The sequence below is a fragment of the Cellulomonas sp. NPDC058312 genome (assembly GCF_042880135.1).
Classification (GTDB): Bacteria; Actinomycetota; Actinomycetes; order Actinomycetales; family Cellulomonadaceae; genus Cellulomonas.
Genome location: NZ_JBHVZE010000002.1, coordinates 126717 through 141089, shown reverse-complemented (window position 1 = coordinate 141089; position 14373 = coordinate 126717). Strand labels below are relative to the sequence as shown.

Here is a 14373-nt window from a genome sequence, read left to right as displayed (position 1 = left end):
GTGCCAGACCCGCCGGGCCGGTGTCCCCGGCTTTCCGGGCCCCACCTGCTCGTCCGCACCCCCGGCGGGCTCAGCCGGCCAGCACCGCGTCGGGGTCGCCCACGGGCAGCCCGTGCGCGGCGCCGACGCCCGCGTGCAGCAGCGTCCCGGCGTGGGTGGCGAGCCCGCGGGCGAGGGCCGCGTCCGCGGCGAGCGCCCCGCGCCACCCGTGCCCGGCCAGCGCCGTCAGGTACGGCAGCGTCGCGTTCGTGAGCGCGTGCGTCGACGTGACGGGCACCGCGCCGGGCATGTTCGCGACGCAGTAGAACACCGCGTCGTGCACGGCGAAGGTCGGGTCGGCGTGCGTGGTCGGGCGGGTCGACTCGAAGCAGCCGCCCTGGTCCACCGCGACGTCCACGAGCACGGACCCGGGACGCATCGTCGCGACCATCGCGTCGGTGACCAGCTTCGGCGCGCGCGCGCCCGGCACCAGGACGGCCCCGACGACCAGGTCCGCGTCGGCGACGGCCTCCTGGACCGCGTACGCGGAGGACGCGAGCGTGCGCACCCGGCCGCCGAACGCGGTGTCGAGCTCCCGCAGGCGCGGCACGGACAGGTCGAGCACGGTGACGTCGGCGCGCATCCCGAGCGCGACCTCGGCGGCGTGCTGCCCCGCGACCCCGCCGCCGATCACGACGACGCGCGCGGGTGCGACGCCGGGGACGCCGCCGAGCAGCCGCCCCGACCCGCCGGCGCTGCGCATCAGGTGGTAGGCGCCGACCTGCGCGGCGAGCCGCCCGGCGACCTCGCTCATCGGGGCGAGCAGCGGCAGGCTGCCGTCCGCGAGCTGCACGGTCTCGTAGGCGACGGCGGTGACGCCCGACGCGAGCAGCGCCTCGGTCTGCGGGCGGTCGGCGGCCAGGTGCAGGTAGGTGAACAGCACCAGGTCGTCGCGCAGGTACCCGTACTCGGACGGGACGGGCTCCTTGACCTTGCAGACCAGGTCCGCCGCGGCCCAGACCTCCGCCGCGGTGGGCAGCACCCGGGCGCCCGCGGCCGCGTACTGCTCGTCGGTGATCGCGGACCCGGTGCCGGCACCGGCCTGCACCAGGACCTCGTGCCCGGCGCCGACCAGCTGGTGCACCCCCGCGGGGGTGATCGCGACGCGGTACTCGTGGTTCTTCACCTCGGTGGGGATCGAGATCCTCATGTCGGGCTCCTCGGCTCGCGGGCGGCGCCGGCTCGGCGGCGCCTCGGGGGTCCAGCGTGAACTTCCCGGTGTTTCGGCGGGGTGTCGGCGTGTGTCGCTTCGTTACGCTGCCCTCGTGACCGAACATCCTGCGACCGGCACTGCGACGTCGGTCACACCGCCGAACGATCTTCGGACGCCGCTCGACGCGGTCGACCGACAGCTGGTGCGCCTGCTCCAGGAGGACGGGCGGATGGCGAACAACGCCCTGGCCGCCGCCGCCGGCATCGCCCCGTCGACGTGCCTCGCCCGGGTGCGCGCCCTGCGCCGCGCCGGCGTGATCCGCGGGTTCCACGCCGACGTGGACCCCGAGGCGCTCGGCCGGGGACTGCGGGCGATGATCGCCGTGCGGATGGCGGCGGGGTCGCGGGCGACGCTGGAGCCGTTCGCGCGGTCGGTCGCCGCCCGGCCGGAGGTGCTGGACGTCTACTTCCTGGCCGGGGCGGACGACTTCCTGCTGCACGTCGCGGTGCGCGACAGCGACGAGCTGCGCCGGTTCGTCGTCGAGCGGCTCAGCGACCGCCCCGACGTCGCGTCCACCGAGACCAGCCTGGTGTTCGACCACCTGCGGGGCTCGGTCGGCGGCTGAGGCCCCGTCAGCCCGCGAGCCCGTCTCGGACGCACGCCCAGTCCCCCGCGTCGCGCAGCCGCCGCCGCGTCGCCGCCGGGCTCGCGCCGTGCTGCCACGCCCACAGCGCGACCTCGGTGCCGCGCGCGAGCGACCACCCCGCGACCGCCACCGGGTCGAGCGCCGCCCGGTCCGCGACCAGCCGCAGCCGGTCCCGCAGCGTCCGCACCGGGTCCGGGGTCCGCCGGGGCGCGCCGACCTGCTCCAGGAGCGGCCACGGGTCCGCGGCGGGGTCGCCGACGGCCGCCTTCGGGTCGATCGCGACCCAGCCGTCGGTCCCGAGCAGCAGGTTGCCGGGGTTCAGGTCGCCGTGCAGCAGGACGGGACGGGCGACGGCCGGGGCACGCAGGACGTCCAGCGCCGCGCGGAGGCGCCCCGGGTCGAGCGGCACGCCGGCACGCGCCGCACGTCCGGCCCGTTCCTCGAGCAGGTCCCCCCAGGCCGCGGTGACCTCGTGCAGCGCCGGCACCCCGCCCGGCACCGGGGCCGCGTGCAGGTCGCGCAGCACGTCCGCCGCGGCGGCGAGCCGGCGGGGCACGGGGCTGCGGACCGCGCGCATCGGCGTCCCCGGGCGGACCCGGTCGAGCAGCAGCGCCCAGTCGCCGGCGTCCGCGTCCAGCAGCGCGACGGCGCCGCGACCGGCCCAGGCCCGCAGCACCGCGGCCTCGTGCCGGGCCTCGTCGTGCGGGAACGCGATCTTCAGCACCCGGTCCCGGCGGTCGGCGTCGCGCGCCGGGGCGCACCACGAGGCCGAACCGGACGCGAACGGCTCGCCGGGCACCAGCGACCACCGGTCGACCGCCCGCGCGACGAGCCCGGGCAGCCGCGCGACCCACGCGGCTCCCTCGGGCGTGCGGGCGGCGCCGTCGCGCAGCGCCGCGGGCAGGGGCACCATGGCCGGGACGGACGGCGTCGGGGGCACGACGCCAGGCTAGCGAGACGGGTGGGCCGGGTGAGGGACGGGACGGGCGCGGGCGGCACGGGCAGCACCGAGCGCACGGGCGGCGTCGACGCGGACGGCCCGCCGCCCGCCGGTGTGTTCCGCAAGCACCGCCGCGGTGCCCCGGCGGGGTTCTTCGCGTGCGAGGCCGCGGGCCTGGCGTGGCTGCGGGTGCCGGGCGGCGCCCCCGTGGTCGGAGTGCGCGGGGTCGGACCCGACCACCTCGACCTGGACCTGCTCGCCGAGACGGCGCCGAGCCGCGCGCACGCCCGCGCGCTGGGCCGGGGCCTGGCCGTGACGCACGACGCCGGGGCCGACCGCTTCGGCAGCCCGCCCGACGGCTGGTCGGGCGACGGGTTCTTCGGGCCGCTCGACCAGCCGCTGCCGATGCCCGCCGGCGACCACGACCGCTGGGGCGCGTTCCTCGCGGACTGCCGGATCGACCCCCTGGCCCGGGCAGCCGAGCGACGCGGGGTGCTGGGTGCCCGCGACCTCGAGCTGCTCGACCGCCTGGCCACGGTGCTCCGCCGGGGCGACCTGGACGACGACGAGCCGCCCGCCCGGGTGCACGGCGACCTGTGGTCGGGCAACGTCCTGTGGACGGCCGACGGCGCTGTGCTGATCGACCCGGCCGCGCACGGCGGGCACCGGGAGAGCGACCTGGCGATGCTCGCGCTGTTCGGCCTCCCCCACCTGGACGACGTGCTCGCCGGCTACCAGGAGGTGCACCCGTTGCGGCACGGTCGGCGGCACCGGGTCGCCCTGCACCAGGTCTACCCGGTGGGCATGCACGCCGTGCTGTTCGGCGGCGGGTACGTGGCGCAGCTGCACCGCCTGCTGGTCGACGTCCTGTCCTGACGCGGTTCCCGGGCAGGCTGTGGACCCCGGGGAACACGACGGCCCCGGGGGACCCGCGGGTTCTCGCCCGCTGGTCGACCCCGGGGCCGTCGGCGCCAGGTGCAGCATCTTCACGCCACCGTCCACCGCGCCCGCTTGTCCTTCTCACGCGCGGCCTGAACCGTCCCGGCCTCGTTGAGGACCGTCGGTGACGAGCCACCCGGCCCGCGTCCGTCCACCTCTCACAAGAGGCGCGTGCTCCGCGTCCGGGACGGTCCTCCCGCGGCGGGTGCTGCACCACCGCGCGGACCGTGAGACCTCAGTCTCGCCCGGTACAGCACCGTGGCGCCAGCTGTTATTCCCGGATCAGGAGATCGGGTCCGTGGTCATGCGGACCGTGAGGGTGACCTCGGTGCCGCGGTCGACCTGACCGGCCAGCGGCTCCTGGGTGACGACGACCCACTGGGTCGGGTCGTCGATGGTCCGGCCCTGGCCGGACGCGTCGGCGACGAGCACCTCGAGGTCGCGCGCCTCGAGCGTCTCCTGCGCGGTGGCGAGGAGCAGGTTGGTCTGGTCGATCACGGTGACCTGGGCGGCGACCGAGGCCGAGGCCTCGTCCGACGCGGAGAGGCTGCCCGACGGGCTGGACGAGCCCGCCGTGGTGCCGCTGGCGCAGGCGGCGAGCAGGGCGACCGTCGCGACGGCGGCGGCAGCCACGCTCAGGGTGCGCGTGACCGGACGTCCGACTCGGGCGGTGGACATGTTCATCGAGGCCCTCCTGGGCTTGTTGCGTGCTTCCTCGGACGCGGGCCCGGGATCGCCGGGCTCCGCGGAGGGCGCGGCGACAGGTTCTGCACCGCGCTGCGCGTCAACGCAGGACCGGTCTTCACGTCTGTCGAGCGGCCGCCCGGGAGTCCCCGGCGGGACGGCACGCCCTCGCGGTCAAGACTACGCCTGTCGACCGACAGATTTCGTCCACATTTCGCCCGTTCGTGACGCCCTGGGCTGCAGGACCGCCCGGCTGCGCGCGGTTTCACCCTCCGCGGACCGCCGCGGACGCCGTCGGGTGCCGGTACGGCCGCCGGTGCGGGCGCGGTCATCCCGGCAGCGCGGGCTCCTGCGGCTCCGACAGGGACAGCAGCACCCCGACGATCCCGGGGACGGCGGCGACCTCCCGCTCGACGGCCGCGAGGACGTGGGACGCCTCGTCCTCCGCGAGGTTGCCCGCGAGGTCGACCGCACCGGTCAGGAACAGCCGGCGCGCCCCGACGACCTCGAGCCGGATCTGCGTCACCCGGGCGACCTGGGGCAGCGCGAGCAGGGCCCGGACCGCCGCGCGGTCGATCGCAGGGTCCGCGACCTCCCCGACCAGGAACCGCCGGTTGCGGTCGATCAGCACCACCGCCACCACGCCCAGCAGCACGCCGACCAGGATCGACCCCACCGCGTCCGGCACCGGCGAGCCGGTCACCTGGTGCGCCGCGATGCCCCCGGCGGCGATCACGACGCCCACGAGCGCCGCGGCGTCCTCGAAGAACACCGCGCGCACGGTCGGGTCGGAGGTCGCCAGGACGTGCGCCCAGACGTCCTGGTCGCGCCGGGCCGCCCCCGCCCGCGCCTGACGCCACGCCTGCAGGAACGACACGCCCTCGAGCACGAACGCCAGCCCGAGCACGGCGTAGGCGACGCCGAACGAGCCGGCGGGCTCCGGGTGGACGAGCTCCTGGATACCGTGCGTGACGGACACCCCGGCGCCGACCGCGAACAGGCCGATCGCCGCGAACATCGACCACACGTAGACCTCGCGGCCGTAGCCGAGCGGGTGCGTCCGGTCGGCGGGCCGGTCGGCGCGGCGCTGCGCGACCAGCAGGAACACCTCGTTGCCGGTGTCCGCCCAGGAGTGCGCGGCCTCCGCCAGCATGGAGGCCGCACCGGTCAGCACCGCGGCGACGGTCTTGGCCGCCGCGATCAGGCCGTTGGCCGCGAGGGCGACGACGACGGTGAGCGTGCTCTCGGCGTGCGGCTCGGTGCTCCGGTCCGCGGCGGGTGACGTCATGGGACCGGAGTAGCACGCGTGGCCGGGCGGCGCGCGGGCAGCCACCGGCGTCGCCTCCCCGCGCGCGGCCCGGGGCGGCGCGTCTAGGCTCGACGGCGATGTCCGACGAGCACCCCACCACCCCTGACCCCACGGACGCCGGGCCCACGGGCGCCGAGCCCACGAGCGGACCCCGCACCGCGCCCCGGTGGCTCCGTGCGGTGGGCGCGCCGCTGCGACGGGTGCGGCCGCGTCGGCCGCGTGCGCGCACGGTGCTGCTCGGCACCCTCGCGGTGCTGGTCGCGGTGGTCACCGGGGTGACGACCGCGTCGGCCCAGCTGAGCTTCGGGCCGCACGAGGCCCGGTACGACGTCACGACCGACGCGACCGTGACCGTCGACCTCGGGCCCATCGGGACGCTGCAGATCGACTCGCCGCTGCCGCTGTGGCTGGGGGCGCGGGTGACGGTCGAGGAGATCCCGGCCGACGTCGACGCGCTGCACGGCGTCGACACGCTCCAGGCGCTGACCGGGGACCTCAACTCCTACCTGCAGTTCTTCACCGGCCCGCAGGCGACGATCGAGGACGCCGCCCGCGCGCTCGTCGCGGACGCGGCGCTGCGTGCGGTGGTCACGCTCGCGGTGCTGCTCGTGGTCTGGTTCACCGTGCGCGGGCTGCTCGGTGCCGCACGGCGCCACGAGCTCGGCGCGCGGGTTCGGCCGCACGCGCGGCAGCTCGTCGCGGGCGGCGTCGCCGTCGCGCTGGTCGGCACGCTCGTCACCGCGAGCGAGCACGGCCGCGCCCGGGCCCGGGTGGTGTCGGCGCCGTCGTCCGCCGTGTTCGACGGCACCCCGCTCGAGGGCGCGCGGGTGACGGGCCGGCTGGGCGGGATCGTCGACACCTACGGCGGGCTCGTCGTGCAGGCGTTCCGGGAGAACGAGGAGTTCTACGACCAGGCCGACGAGTCCCTGGTCGCCGCCTGGGCCGACTGGGAGGACCGCCGCCCCGCCGTCGAGGCCGAGGCCGCCGCCGCGCCCACCGCGTCGCCGACCGACGGCGGCGCACCGGGGACGGACCCGCAGGAGCCCGGCACGCAGGAGCCCGGCACGCAGGAGCCGACCGCCGACGCGTCCCCGAGCGACTCGCCCAGCGCCTCGGCGAGCCCGACCCGCGACGAGGCCGACGAGCCCGTGACGTTCCTGCTCATCTCCGACCTGCACTGCAACGTCGGCATGGCCCCGCTGATCGCCTCGCTGGCGACGATGTCCGGGGCGGCCGCCGTGCTGGACGCGGGCGACACCACGATGAACGGGACCTCCGTCGAGCAGTACTGCGTCAGCACGTTCGCGCGCGCGATCCCCGACGGCGTCGACCTCATCACCGCGCCGGGCAACCACGACTCCGCCGAGACCACCGCGCAGTACGCCCGGGCCGGTGCGGTCGTGCTGGACGGCTCGGTGATCGACGTCCACGGGATGCGCCTGCTCGGCGACCACGACCCCAAGGCCACCCGCCTGATCCAGACGCAGACCCAGGAGGAGTCCTACTCCGCGGTGGGCACGCGCCTGGCGGACGTCGCGTGCTCGGACCCCGACGGCGTGGACGTGGTGATGTTCCACAACCCGCGCGCCGCGCCGAACATGCTCGCCGACGGCTGCGTGCCCGCGCTGCTGTCCGGGCACATGCACACCCGCACGGACCCGGAGCAGATCGGCCAGGGCATCCGGTACATCTCGTCGTCCACCGCGGGTGCGCAGGAGAACGAGCCGCGGATCGGCCCGCTCAAGGGCACCGCCGAGATGACGCTGCTGCGCTGGGACCCGACCACCCGCCGCATCGTCGACTGGCAGCTCGTCGAGATCGGCACCGACGCGTCCGCGACGGTCCGCGACCCGCAGGCGTGGCCGGTGCCCGTGCCGGACCCCGACCCCGAGGCCGACGCCGACGACCCCGGTGCCGGCACCCCCGCCCCGGACATCACGGAGACGCCCGGCGGCTGACCCGGGACACACGCGTCCGCGGGATGAGACGACCGGCCCCGGGCCGTGCCTCGTCCCCGCCGGCCGTGCCATGCTCCCGCCATGACCACCGCGCTCCCCACGTGCCGCACCTCGCGGCTCGCTTGCGCGCGTCCGCTCTGTCGGGCCTGACCGCTCACCCCAGCCGTCAGCCACCCGCGCGGGACCCGAGTCCCGCCCCGCCGCCGCCCACCGGGCGCGGCGGACGCCCGAGGAGCACCGTCATGACCGTCCTGACCTCCGCCGCACCCGCCCGCCGCGCCGCCGACCGCCCGGTCGACCGCACCGCCGGCGCCGCCCTGCGGCACCCTGCCCGGACCGTGGCCCCCGCGCTGCCGACGCCGCAGCCGCACGGCGACGTGCGCGGCTTCGAGGCCCTGCTCGCCTCGCTGCCCCTGGTCCGCTCCGTCGTCGTGGACCTCCCCGGCCGCCGCCTGGTCGTCGACGGGGGCGTCGTGGACCTGACGCGGCAGGAGTTCGACCTGGTCGCGTACCTGGCCCGGTCGGCGGGCCGGGTCGTCAGCCGCGACGAGCTGTACGGCCAGGCGTGGCGCACGCAGGACCTGTCCGCCGCGACCCGGACGGTCGACGTGCACGTCCGCCGGGTGCGCGCGAAGTCCGGCCTGGACGACCTCATCACCACCGTGCGCGGCGTCGGCTACCGGCTGAACGCGGTCGAGGGCCTGCGCGTCGACGGCTGAACCGCCGCGCTCCCCGCCCGCAGGTGTGGCGGGCCGGGACGACCGGGGCGAGGGTAGATCCGCACCGGGTGCAGGACGCGCACGCCGGGCCGAGCCCCGCCGCCGTCGGCGGCGCGGGCGCCACGCCCCCAGGAGGACGCCATGTCCGCGACCCACGCCGAGCCCGCGCCGGACGACGAGCGCAAGCCCGACTCCCCCGCCGACCTGACGACACGCTCGTGGCGCTACGTGCTCCGCACCACGGTGCGCGAGTTCCAGGACGACCAGTGCACGGACCTCGCCGCCGCGCTCACCTACTACGCCGTGCTGGCGATCGCGCCCGCGCTGCTCGCCCTGGTCTCCGTGCTCGGGCTGGTCGGCGACGGCCGGCAGCTGGTCGACGAGCTCGTGGCGACGGGCGGGGACCTGGTCGGGCAGGACGGCGCCGAGCAGACGCTGCAACCGATCCTGGAGAACATCTCGAACGCACCCGGTGCCGGGATCGCGTTCGTGACGTCGCTGGTCGTCGCGCTGTGGTCCGCGTCCGGCTACGTCGCCGCCTTCAGCCGCGGCATGAACCGGGTGTACGAGGTCGACGAGGGCCGGCCGATCTGGAAGCTGCGCCCGGTGCTGCTGCTGGTCACGCTGGTGCTGGTCGTGCTCGCGGTCGTCGTCGTCGTGGCGGTGGTGCTGTCCGGGCCGGTCGCCGAGCGCGTCGGGTCGGTCGTCGGGCTCAGCGACGTGGCCGTCACCGTGTGGAGCATCGCGAAGTGGCCCGTCGTGCTGCTGCTGGTGGTGCTCGCCGTCGCGATCCTGTTCCACGTCACGCCGAACGTCCGGCAGCCGCGGTTCCGCTGGACCAGCCCGGGCGCGCTGCTGGCGGTCGTCGTCTGGCTGGTCGCCTCGACGGCGTTCGGGTTCTACGTCGCGAGCTTCGGCAGCTACGACAGCACCTACGGGTCGCTCGCGGGCGTCATCGTCCTGCTGCTGTGGCTCTGGCTGACCAACCTCGCGCTGCTGTTCGGCGCAGAGCTCGACGCCGAGCTGGAGCGCGGCCGGGAGCTGCAGGGCGGCATCGAGGCCGAACGCACCCTGCAGCTCCCGCCGCGGGACACCCGGGCGAGCGAGAAGCGGCGGAGGAAGGCCGAGGAGGACGTGCGCCGGGGCCGCGAGCTCCGGGAGTCGCGGCCCCACGACGGCTGAGCCCGCGGACCCAGGACGTCCCCGCGCTCAGGACGCCAGCACGCCCGCGAACCGCAGCAGGTCGCGCAGGCTGGCGATCTCGACCCGGGAGCCGTCCGCGGACTCCAGCGTCGGCACCGCGGCGTCGCCCCACGGCGCGACGGCGTTCCGGTACGAGTCCGGGTCGTGCTCGATGAGCCCGATGATCGTCTCCGCGACCAGGCGGCTGCCCACCGGACCCAGCGAGTCGCCCCCGGTGAGCACCTCCGCCTCCTTGAGCACGTAGTACCAGAGCGGGGTCCGCCCCGACAGCTCCGGGCTGCGCAGCGCGCTGCGCACGCCGGCCGGGGTGCTGCGCTCGAGCTCGGCCTGCGTGAGCGGGCGGATCAGCACGGCGCGCGCGACGGCCTCCCCGGTCGGGATGCTCAGCAGGTAGCCGCGCAGCAGGTTCCGCTTGGCGAGGTGCTCCTGGATCCCGGCGAGGTCGGCCGGCTCGTTGCGCATGACCGACAGGTCGTCCGCGAGCTGGGTGTCGATCGGGCGCGCGAAGTGCCGGGGGTCGGAGTCGCCCTTGTCGGTGAACCGGTCCCACTCGATCGCCCAGTTGAACGGCAGCGTCGGCGCGCCGCCGATGAACCCGCCGCGGCCGGTGAACTGGAACAGCTGCTCCAACGACGCGCGCGGTGCCACGAAGCCGGGGTCGCCGAAGTTGCGGTTGTAGTCGTAGCTGTTGCGGATCTGCGAGTGGCCGAACCGGAACGCCGCGACCGAGAACTCCAGGGGCATCACCGCGGGCTTCGACCGGCGGAACCGCCGCAGGTACAGCCCGGTGCTCTCCGCGAGCACCCAGTCGACGGTGCCGGGCACCGTGACGGTGCGCAGGTAGTCGTTGACGATCAGCCACTGGTGCGTGTGCCGGACGAACCGCTGCGCCCGGGCGAGCAGCCTGTCGGTGGGCAGGCCGGGCTCGTTGCGGGCGAGGACGTCGACGACCGCGTTGTGGAACCGCAGGTAGGCGACGTGCAGCTGCGCGACCACCAGGTTCTCGTCGTTGCGCGAGTCGCCGATCCGCGCGGGGAACGTGTCCGACCCGCCGGGGCGCGGGGTGCGCACGCGCCCCGGGAGGTCGCGGTGCTCCGGGTCGCGGGCCGCGGGCACCTCCTCGCCGGGGCCGCCGGTGGCGAGGGTGCCCAGCCGCATCCGGGCGCCGTCGTAGAAGTCGGCCGCCTCGCCGGCGGGGCCGTCCCCGTAGACCGAGTCGAGGTTGAGGTAGGGGTGGCGGGCGTTGCCCAGCCGACGGTGCACCACGTCCGGGGCGACCGGGCGCATCGCGGGGTCGCCGACCGCCGGGCCCTGGAGCCGGGGGTCCTCCGAGTCCTCGAGGGTGAGGTCGTGGTCGATGAACTGGCCCCAGTACGTGTAGACCGCCGGGATCGACGAGGACGACGCGGCGCCGGCCGCCGGCTCCGCCATCGCCCCGCCGAGCCGGCGCAGCAGGGCGATCACGCGCGGCGGGTCGTCGGCGGGCAGGTGGCTGTCCGCGTCGCGCCGCAGGCCGGCGAACAGGTAGTCGAACTCCGAGGCGTGCCGGTGGTGCCGCAGCACGGCCCCGTGGTGGACGTCCTCGATCACCGCGCCCGTGTGCACGGCGGCGGTGGCGGTCTCGGTCTGGGTGGCGTTCATCGGGGTCCCCCTGGGTGCGCTGCTCGCCGGTCGGCGGTCCCGTGCCCCGGTCGGGGCTGCGGGCGGGGGCGGTCCGGGGCGGGTCGACGTCGACGGGGCCCGGGTCGCGTGGCCCGGCGCAGTGCGGCCGGGCGGAGACGAGCCCATCGAACCACCGGGTGTCGCGCGGGCCCGCGCACACGTCCGGGGCGAGGCGGCGTGCGGGTCAGCGGGCCTCGGCCGCGCCGGTCGGCGGGGTGCCCGCGAACTCCCAGTGCCAGGGCTCGTGCGGCCCGGAGCCCCCCGGGCCCATCGCCGCCGGGTGGATCCATCCGAACGCCGGTGCGTGCTCGGCCATCCAGAGGTACAGCGGGTGGTCGAACTGCCCGACCCCGCCGAACCCGCTGAAGTCCACCGCGACACCCCAGCCGTGGTGCGACGTCCCCGGGGCGGCGGCCAGCCCGCCCTTCGCGGCCTTGAGGCGGACCTGCTCGTCGTACGTCCGGTACGTGCCGCCGACCGGCAGGTCGGTGCCGTGCTCGGCGCGGAACACCGCGTTCAGGGCCACCAGGGCGTCGACCGCGTCGCAGCGCAGCAGCGCTCCCGACGCGAACGGCACCGGGCACAGACCGGCCGGGTCGACGGTGCCGTCCGTGCGCAGCGGACCCGACGTCACCCGCCCCGACCGGGCGACCGCTCCCCCGCCCGCGAGCAGGCCGCCGGCGCGCACGCTCTGGGCCTGCGCCCGGGCGTCCGCGACGGTCTGCTCGAGGGCGGCGAGCGCGGCGAGCGGCTCCGCGGGCACCCCGAGCTCGTCGGTCGCGGTGCGCGGGGCGTCGCGCTCGACCTGCAGCGTGAGCTGGAACACCGCAGCCGCCGCGTCCCGGACGTCGGTCGCCACGGCGAGGCGGGCGGCGGGGTCGTCGGCGCGGACGGCCTGCGCGCCGCGGAGCTCACGGACGGCGGCGTCGAGGTCGGCGAGCGCGGGCACCGGCTCCGGGGCGACCCGCAGGCCGTCCACCCCGCTCGCGCCGACGAGGGCGGCGCTCGCCACGGCACGGGCGCGCTCGGCGGCCCGGTCCACCTCGGCCTCGGCGCGCGCCGTCCACCGGGCGGCGTCGGCCGTCCGCGGGTCCCCACCGGAGGGCCGTGCGGCACCGGCGTCGAACCCGGCCGCGTCCGCCGCGAGGACCGCGTCCGCCGGGACCCGTGCCGACGAGCCGACGGCCCCGGACCCGAGCGCGACGGCCAGCCCGAGGACCACCACGGCCCTGCCGGTCCGGCGTGCCGCGGCTGCCCGCGACCCCAGCCGCGCCCGGCCGGCCCGCCGGTGGCGGGGACGACGGGACGCACGCGACATCGCGGACTCCAGGACGGGCGGTCCGGCACGGACCGTCCCGCCGCCGGTGCGGCGAACCCGGCAGCGTGCCGTCCGGCCAGGGTAGGAACGCCCCGTCCGCGGTGTCAACGACCCGACGTGACCCGCGTCACAGCGGTCGTCGCGCGCACGGCGCAGCGGCGAGAGGCCGTCAGAGGTCCGTCAGAGGCCGTCACGGTGCCGCTGCGCCTCGCGCCACCGTGCCTGTGCCTGGTCGGCCGCGCGCGCCGCCGCAGTCCGGGCCGCGCGGGCGTGCCGGGCCTCCAGGCCGACCTCCCGGGCCTGCTGCCGGGCGTCGGCGAGCACCGCGCGCAGCCGGTCGACCTCCTGCTGCGTCTGCTCGGCCAGCGCGGTGAGCTCGGCGGCCCGGTTCTCCGCCGCGGCGACCCGCGCCTCCGCGGCGTCGCGCGCCGCCGCCCGGGCCGCGGCGTCCTGGCGGGCGAGCGCGACGTCCGCGTCGGCACTGCGTCGTGCGGCCTCGCGACGCCGGGCACGCTCCTGCTCGGCCCGTTCCTGCTCGGCCCGCTCCTGCTCGGCCCGCTCCTGCTCGGCCCGCTCCTGCTCGGCCCGCTCCTGCTCGGCCCGCTCCTGCTCGGCCCGCTCCTGCTCGGCACGGGCCCGCTCGGCACGGCTCGCCGCCTGCTGGCCCCGACCCCGTCGCGCCGCGTCGACCCGGGGCGCCGGGGCGTCCGCCCTGCCGCCGGTCGAGGCGTCGGTCGAGTCGCCGGTCGAGTCGCCCGTGACGACGCGGCCCCGTCGGCGCCCGGGCGCCGGCACCGCGCGCACGGGGCCTGCGGACGGGTCGGGCTCGTCGACGGTGATCACCCGCCCCCGACGCCGCCGGCCGCCTGCGGTCTCCCCCGACCCGGTCTCCCCCGACGCGGCAGACTCCGCCGGCTCCGGCTCCGGCACCGGCGGCGGGTCCTGGACCGCCCGCAGCGGGGTGCGCCGGGCCGGGACACCGGGCAGCGGCGGCGCGTCGGGCACCGCGACGGCGCCGGCGACGTCGACCGGCTCGAACCCGGAGGAGAACAGGTCGCGCGTGAGCAGCCCGGTCGCGACCGCGGCGGCGGCCCCGGCGTCGCCCATCGCGGCGCGCAGCGTGCCCTCGACCTGGCCGCGCACCGCGGGACCCGCCGCACCGCCGGCCGCGGTCAGCAGCGCGACGGCCGCACCGGCGACGTCGGCCATCGTGCCCTGCTGCTCGGCGTGCAGGACGCGCAGGTCCGCCCCGGCCAGGGCGGCCTGCGCCTCGCGGAGCCGGACACCCAGGTCCAGCAGCCGCCCGACGTCCTCGGGCCGCTCCCGCACCAGCAGGTTCACCGCGGCGGCCGCGGCCGACGGTCGGCGCAGCGCCCCCACGGCCGCGGCGAGCCGGCGGTCCCCTGCGGCGCGTGCCGCCCGGACGGCGGCGGTGCGCGCGGCGACGAACGCCCCGGGCTGCTCGGCGTACAGCCCGGCCGCGACCTCGGTCAGGTCCGCCACCCGCGCCCCTCGTGGTCCCCCGCCGCGCCGGTCAGCGCCCGGGCCGGTGCATCCCCAGGAAGAACGACGACCCGCTGACCAGGATCCCCAGGGTGAACAGCACCGACGAGGCGTGCTCGAACGCGTAGCCCATCAGGTAGAACCCGCCGAGCAGCAGCGCGAGGCACAGCACCGCGAGCGCGACCCGACCGGCGGCCGGCGCCGGGGGCTGCTCCTGCGTGCGGCGGTCCAGCTCGTCGCCGACGGTCTCGGCACGGGTGTGGCTCACGGGTCCTCCTGGTGGTGCTGCGGCGGGCACGG

13 protein-coding genes are annotated in these 14373 nt (G+C 77.2%); 5 read left to right on the top strand and 8 right to left on the bottom strand.

Annotated features, from left to right (window positions below):
- Nucleotides 1–70: 70 nt before the first annotated feature.
- Complete coding sequence (gene ald, locus ACFVXN_RS04975; RefSeq protein ID WP_389228244.1) at nt 71–1189, bottom strand: alanine dehydrogenase; 1119 nt, start codon at nt 1187–1189, stop codon at nt 71–73.
- 91 nt (nt 1190–1280) lie between these two features.
- Between ald and ACFVXN_RS04970 the strand changes: the two genes are divergently transcribed.
- Nucleotides 1281–1817, top strand: coding sequence for an Lrp/AsnC family transcriptional regulator (locus ACFVXN_RS04970; protein ID WP_389228241.1), 537 nt, complete (start codon nt 1281–1283; stop codon nt 1815–1817).
- Nucleotides 1818–1824: 7 nt separating this feature from the next.
- Here the strand turns inward: ACFVXN_RS04970 and ACFVXN_RS04965 are convergent, their stop codons facing one another.
- Nucleotides 1825–2778, bottom strand: a complete 954-nt coding sequence (locus tag ACFVXN_RS04965; RefSeq protein ID WP_389228239.1) for an aminoglycoside phosphotransferase family protein — start codon at nt 2776–2778, stop codon at nt 1825–1827.
- 114 nt (nt 2779–2892) lie between these two features.
- On the opposite strand from ACFVXN_RS04965, the gene ACFVXN_RS04960 reads away from it, so the two are divergent.
- Entirely contained in the window at nt 2893–3654 is a 762-nt protein-coding gene (locus tag ACFVXN_RS04960) for a fructosamine kinase family protein (protein ID WP_389230467.1), read from the top strand.
- Between the two features lie 345 nt (nt 3655–3999).
- On the opposite strand, the gene ACFVXN_RS04955 is transcribed toward ACFVXN_RS04960, so the two are convergent.
- Together ACFVXN_RS04955 and ACFVXN_RS04950 are read right to left on the bottom strand one after the other, a co-directional pair.
- Nucleotides 4000–4401: a hypothetical protein gene (locus tag ACFVXN_RS04955; RefSeq protein ID WP_389228236.1), complete on the bottom strand. Its 402-nt coding sequence runs from the start codon at nt 4399–4401 to the stop codon at nt 4000–4002.
- A 328-nt stretch (nt 4402–4729) separates the two neighbouring features.
- Nucleotides 4730–5689, bottom strand: a complete 960-nt coding sequence (locus ACFVXN_RS04950; RefSeq protein WP_389228233.1) for a cation diffusion facilitator family transporter — start codon at nt 5687–5689, stop codon at nt 4730–4732.
- 98 nt (nt 5690–5787) lie between these two features.
- Here ACFVXN_RS04950 and ACFVXN_RS04945 point away from each other — a divergent pair, with 98 nt between their 5' ends.
- The 3 genes from ACFVXN_RS04945 (at nt 5788) to ACFVXN_RS04935 (ending at nt 9569) form a co-directional block, all read left to right on the top strand.
- Nucleotides 5788–7668, top strand: coding sequence for a metallophosphoesterase (locus ACFVXN_RS04945; RefSeq protein ID WP_389228230.1), 1881 nt, complete (start codon nt 5788–5790; stop codon nt 7666–7668).
- A gap of 242 nt (nt 7669–7910) precedes the next feature.
- Nucleotides 7911–8387, top strand: a complete 477-nt coding sequence (locus tag ACFVXN_RS04940) for a winged helix-turn-helix domain-containing protein (RefSeq protein WP_389228227.1) — start codon at nt 7911–7913, stop codon at nt 8385–8387.
- Between the two features lie 141 nt (nt 8388–8528).
- Entirely contained in the window at nt 8529–9569 is a 1041-nt protein-coding gene (locus tag ACFVXN_RS04935; RefSeq protein ID WP_389228224.1) for a YihY/virulence factor BrkB family protein, read from the top strand.
- A 27-nt stretch (nt 9570–9596) separates the two neighbouring features.
- Here the strand turns inward: ACFVXN_RS04935 and ACFVXN_RS04930 are convergent, their stop codons facing one another.
- The 4 genes from ACFVXN_RS04930 to ACFVXN_RS04915 all read right to left on the bottom strand — a co-directional run bounded on the left by ACFVXN_RS04930 (nt 9597) and on the right by ACFVXN_RS04915 (nt 14341).
- Nucleotides 9597–11231 carry a heme peroxidase family protein gene (locus tag ACFVXN_RS04930; RefSeq protein WP_389228221.1) on the bottom strand — a complete coding sequence of 545 codons (1635 nt, stop codon included), beginning with the start codon at nt 11229–11231 and terminating at the stop codon, nt 9597–9599.
- A gap of 205 nt (nt 11232–11436) precedes the next feature.
- On the bottom strand, nt 11437–12477 hold the full coding sequence (locus ACFVXN_RS04925) for a D-alanyl-D-alanine carboxypeptidase family protein (RefSeq protein WP_389228218.1): 1041 nt from the start codon (nt 12475–12477) through the stop codon (nt 11437–11439).
- Nucleotides 12478–12750: 273 nt separating this feature from the next.
- On the bottom strand, nt 12751–14073 hold the full coding sequence (locus tag ACFVXN_RS04920; protein ID WP_389228215.1) for a hypothetical protein: 1323 nt from the start codon (nt 14071–14073) through the stop codon (nt 12751–12753).
- Between the two features lie 31 nt (nt 14074–14104).
- Nucleotides 14105–14341 carry a hypothetical protein gene (locus tag ACFVXN_RS04915; RefSeq protein WP_389228212.1) on the bottom strand — a complete coding sequence of 79 codons (237 nt, stop codon included), beginning with the start codon at nt 14339–14341 and terminating at the stop codon, nt 14105–14107.
- Between the last annotated feature and the right edge of the window lie 32 nt (nt 14342–14373).

Excerpts from the sequence above, each read along its gene's own strand:
- ACFVXN_RS04950 (WP_389228233.1), bottom strand. The coding sequence starts at position 5,689 with ATGACGTCACCCGCCGCGGACCGGAGCACCGAGCCGCACGCCGAGAGC.
- ACFVXN_RS04940 (WP_389228227.1), top strand. The coding sequence starts at position 7,911 with ATGACCGTCCTGACCTCCGCCGCACCCGCCCGCCGCGCCGCCGACCGC.
- ACFVXN_RS04930 (WP_389228221.1), bottom strand. The coding sequence starts at position 11,231 with ATGAACGCCACCCAGACCGAGACCGCCACCGCCGCCGTGCACACGGGC.
- ACFVXN_RS04935 (WP_389228224.1), top strand. The coding sequence starts at position 8,529 with ATGTCCGCGACCCACGCCGAGCCCGCGCCGGACGACGAGCGCAAGCCC.
- ACFVXN_RS04945 (WP_389228230.1), top strand. The coding sequence starts at position 5,788 with ATGTCCGACGAGCACCCCACCACCCCTGACCCCACGGACGCCGGGCCC.
- ald (WP_389228244.1), bottom strand. The coding sequence starts at position 1,189 with ATGAGGATCTCGATCCCCACCGAGGTGAAGAACCACGAGTACCGCGTC.
- ACFVXN_RS04955 (WP_389228236.1), bottom strand. The coding sequence starts at position 4,401 with ATGAACATGTCCACCGCCCGAGTCGGACGTCCGGTCACGCGCACCCTG.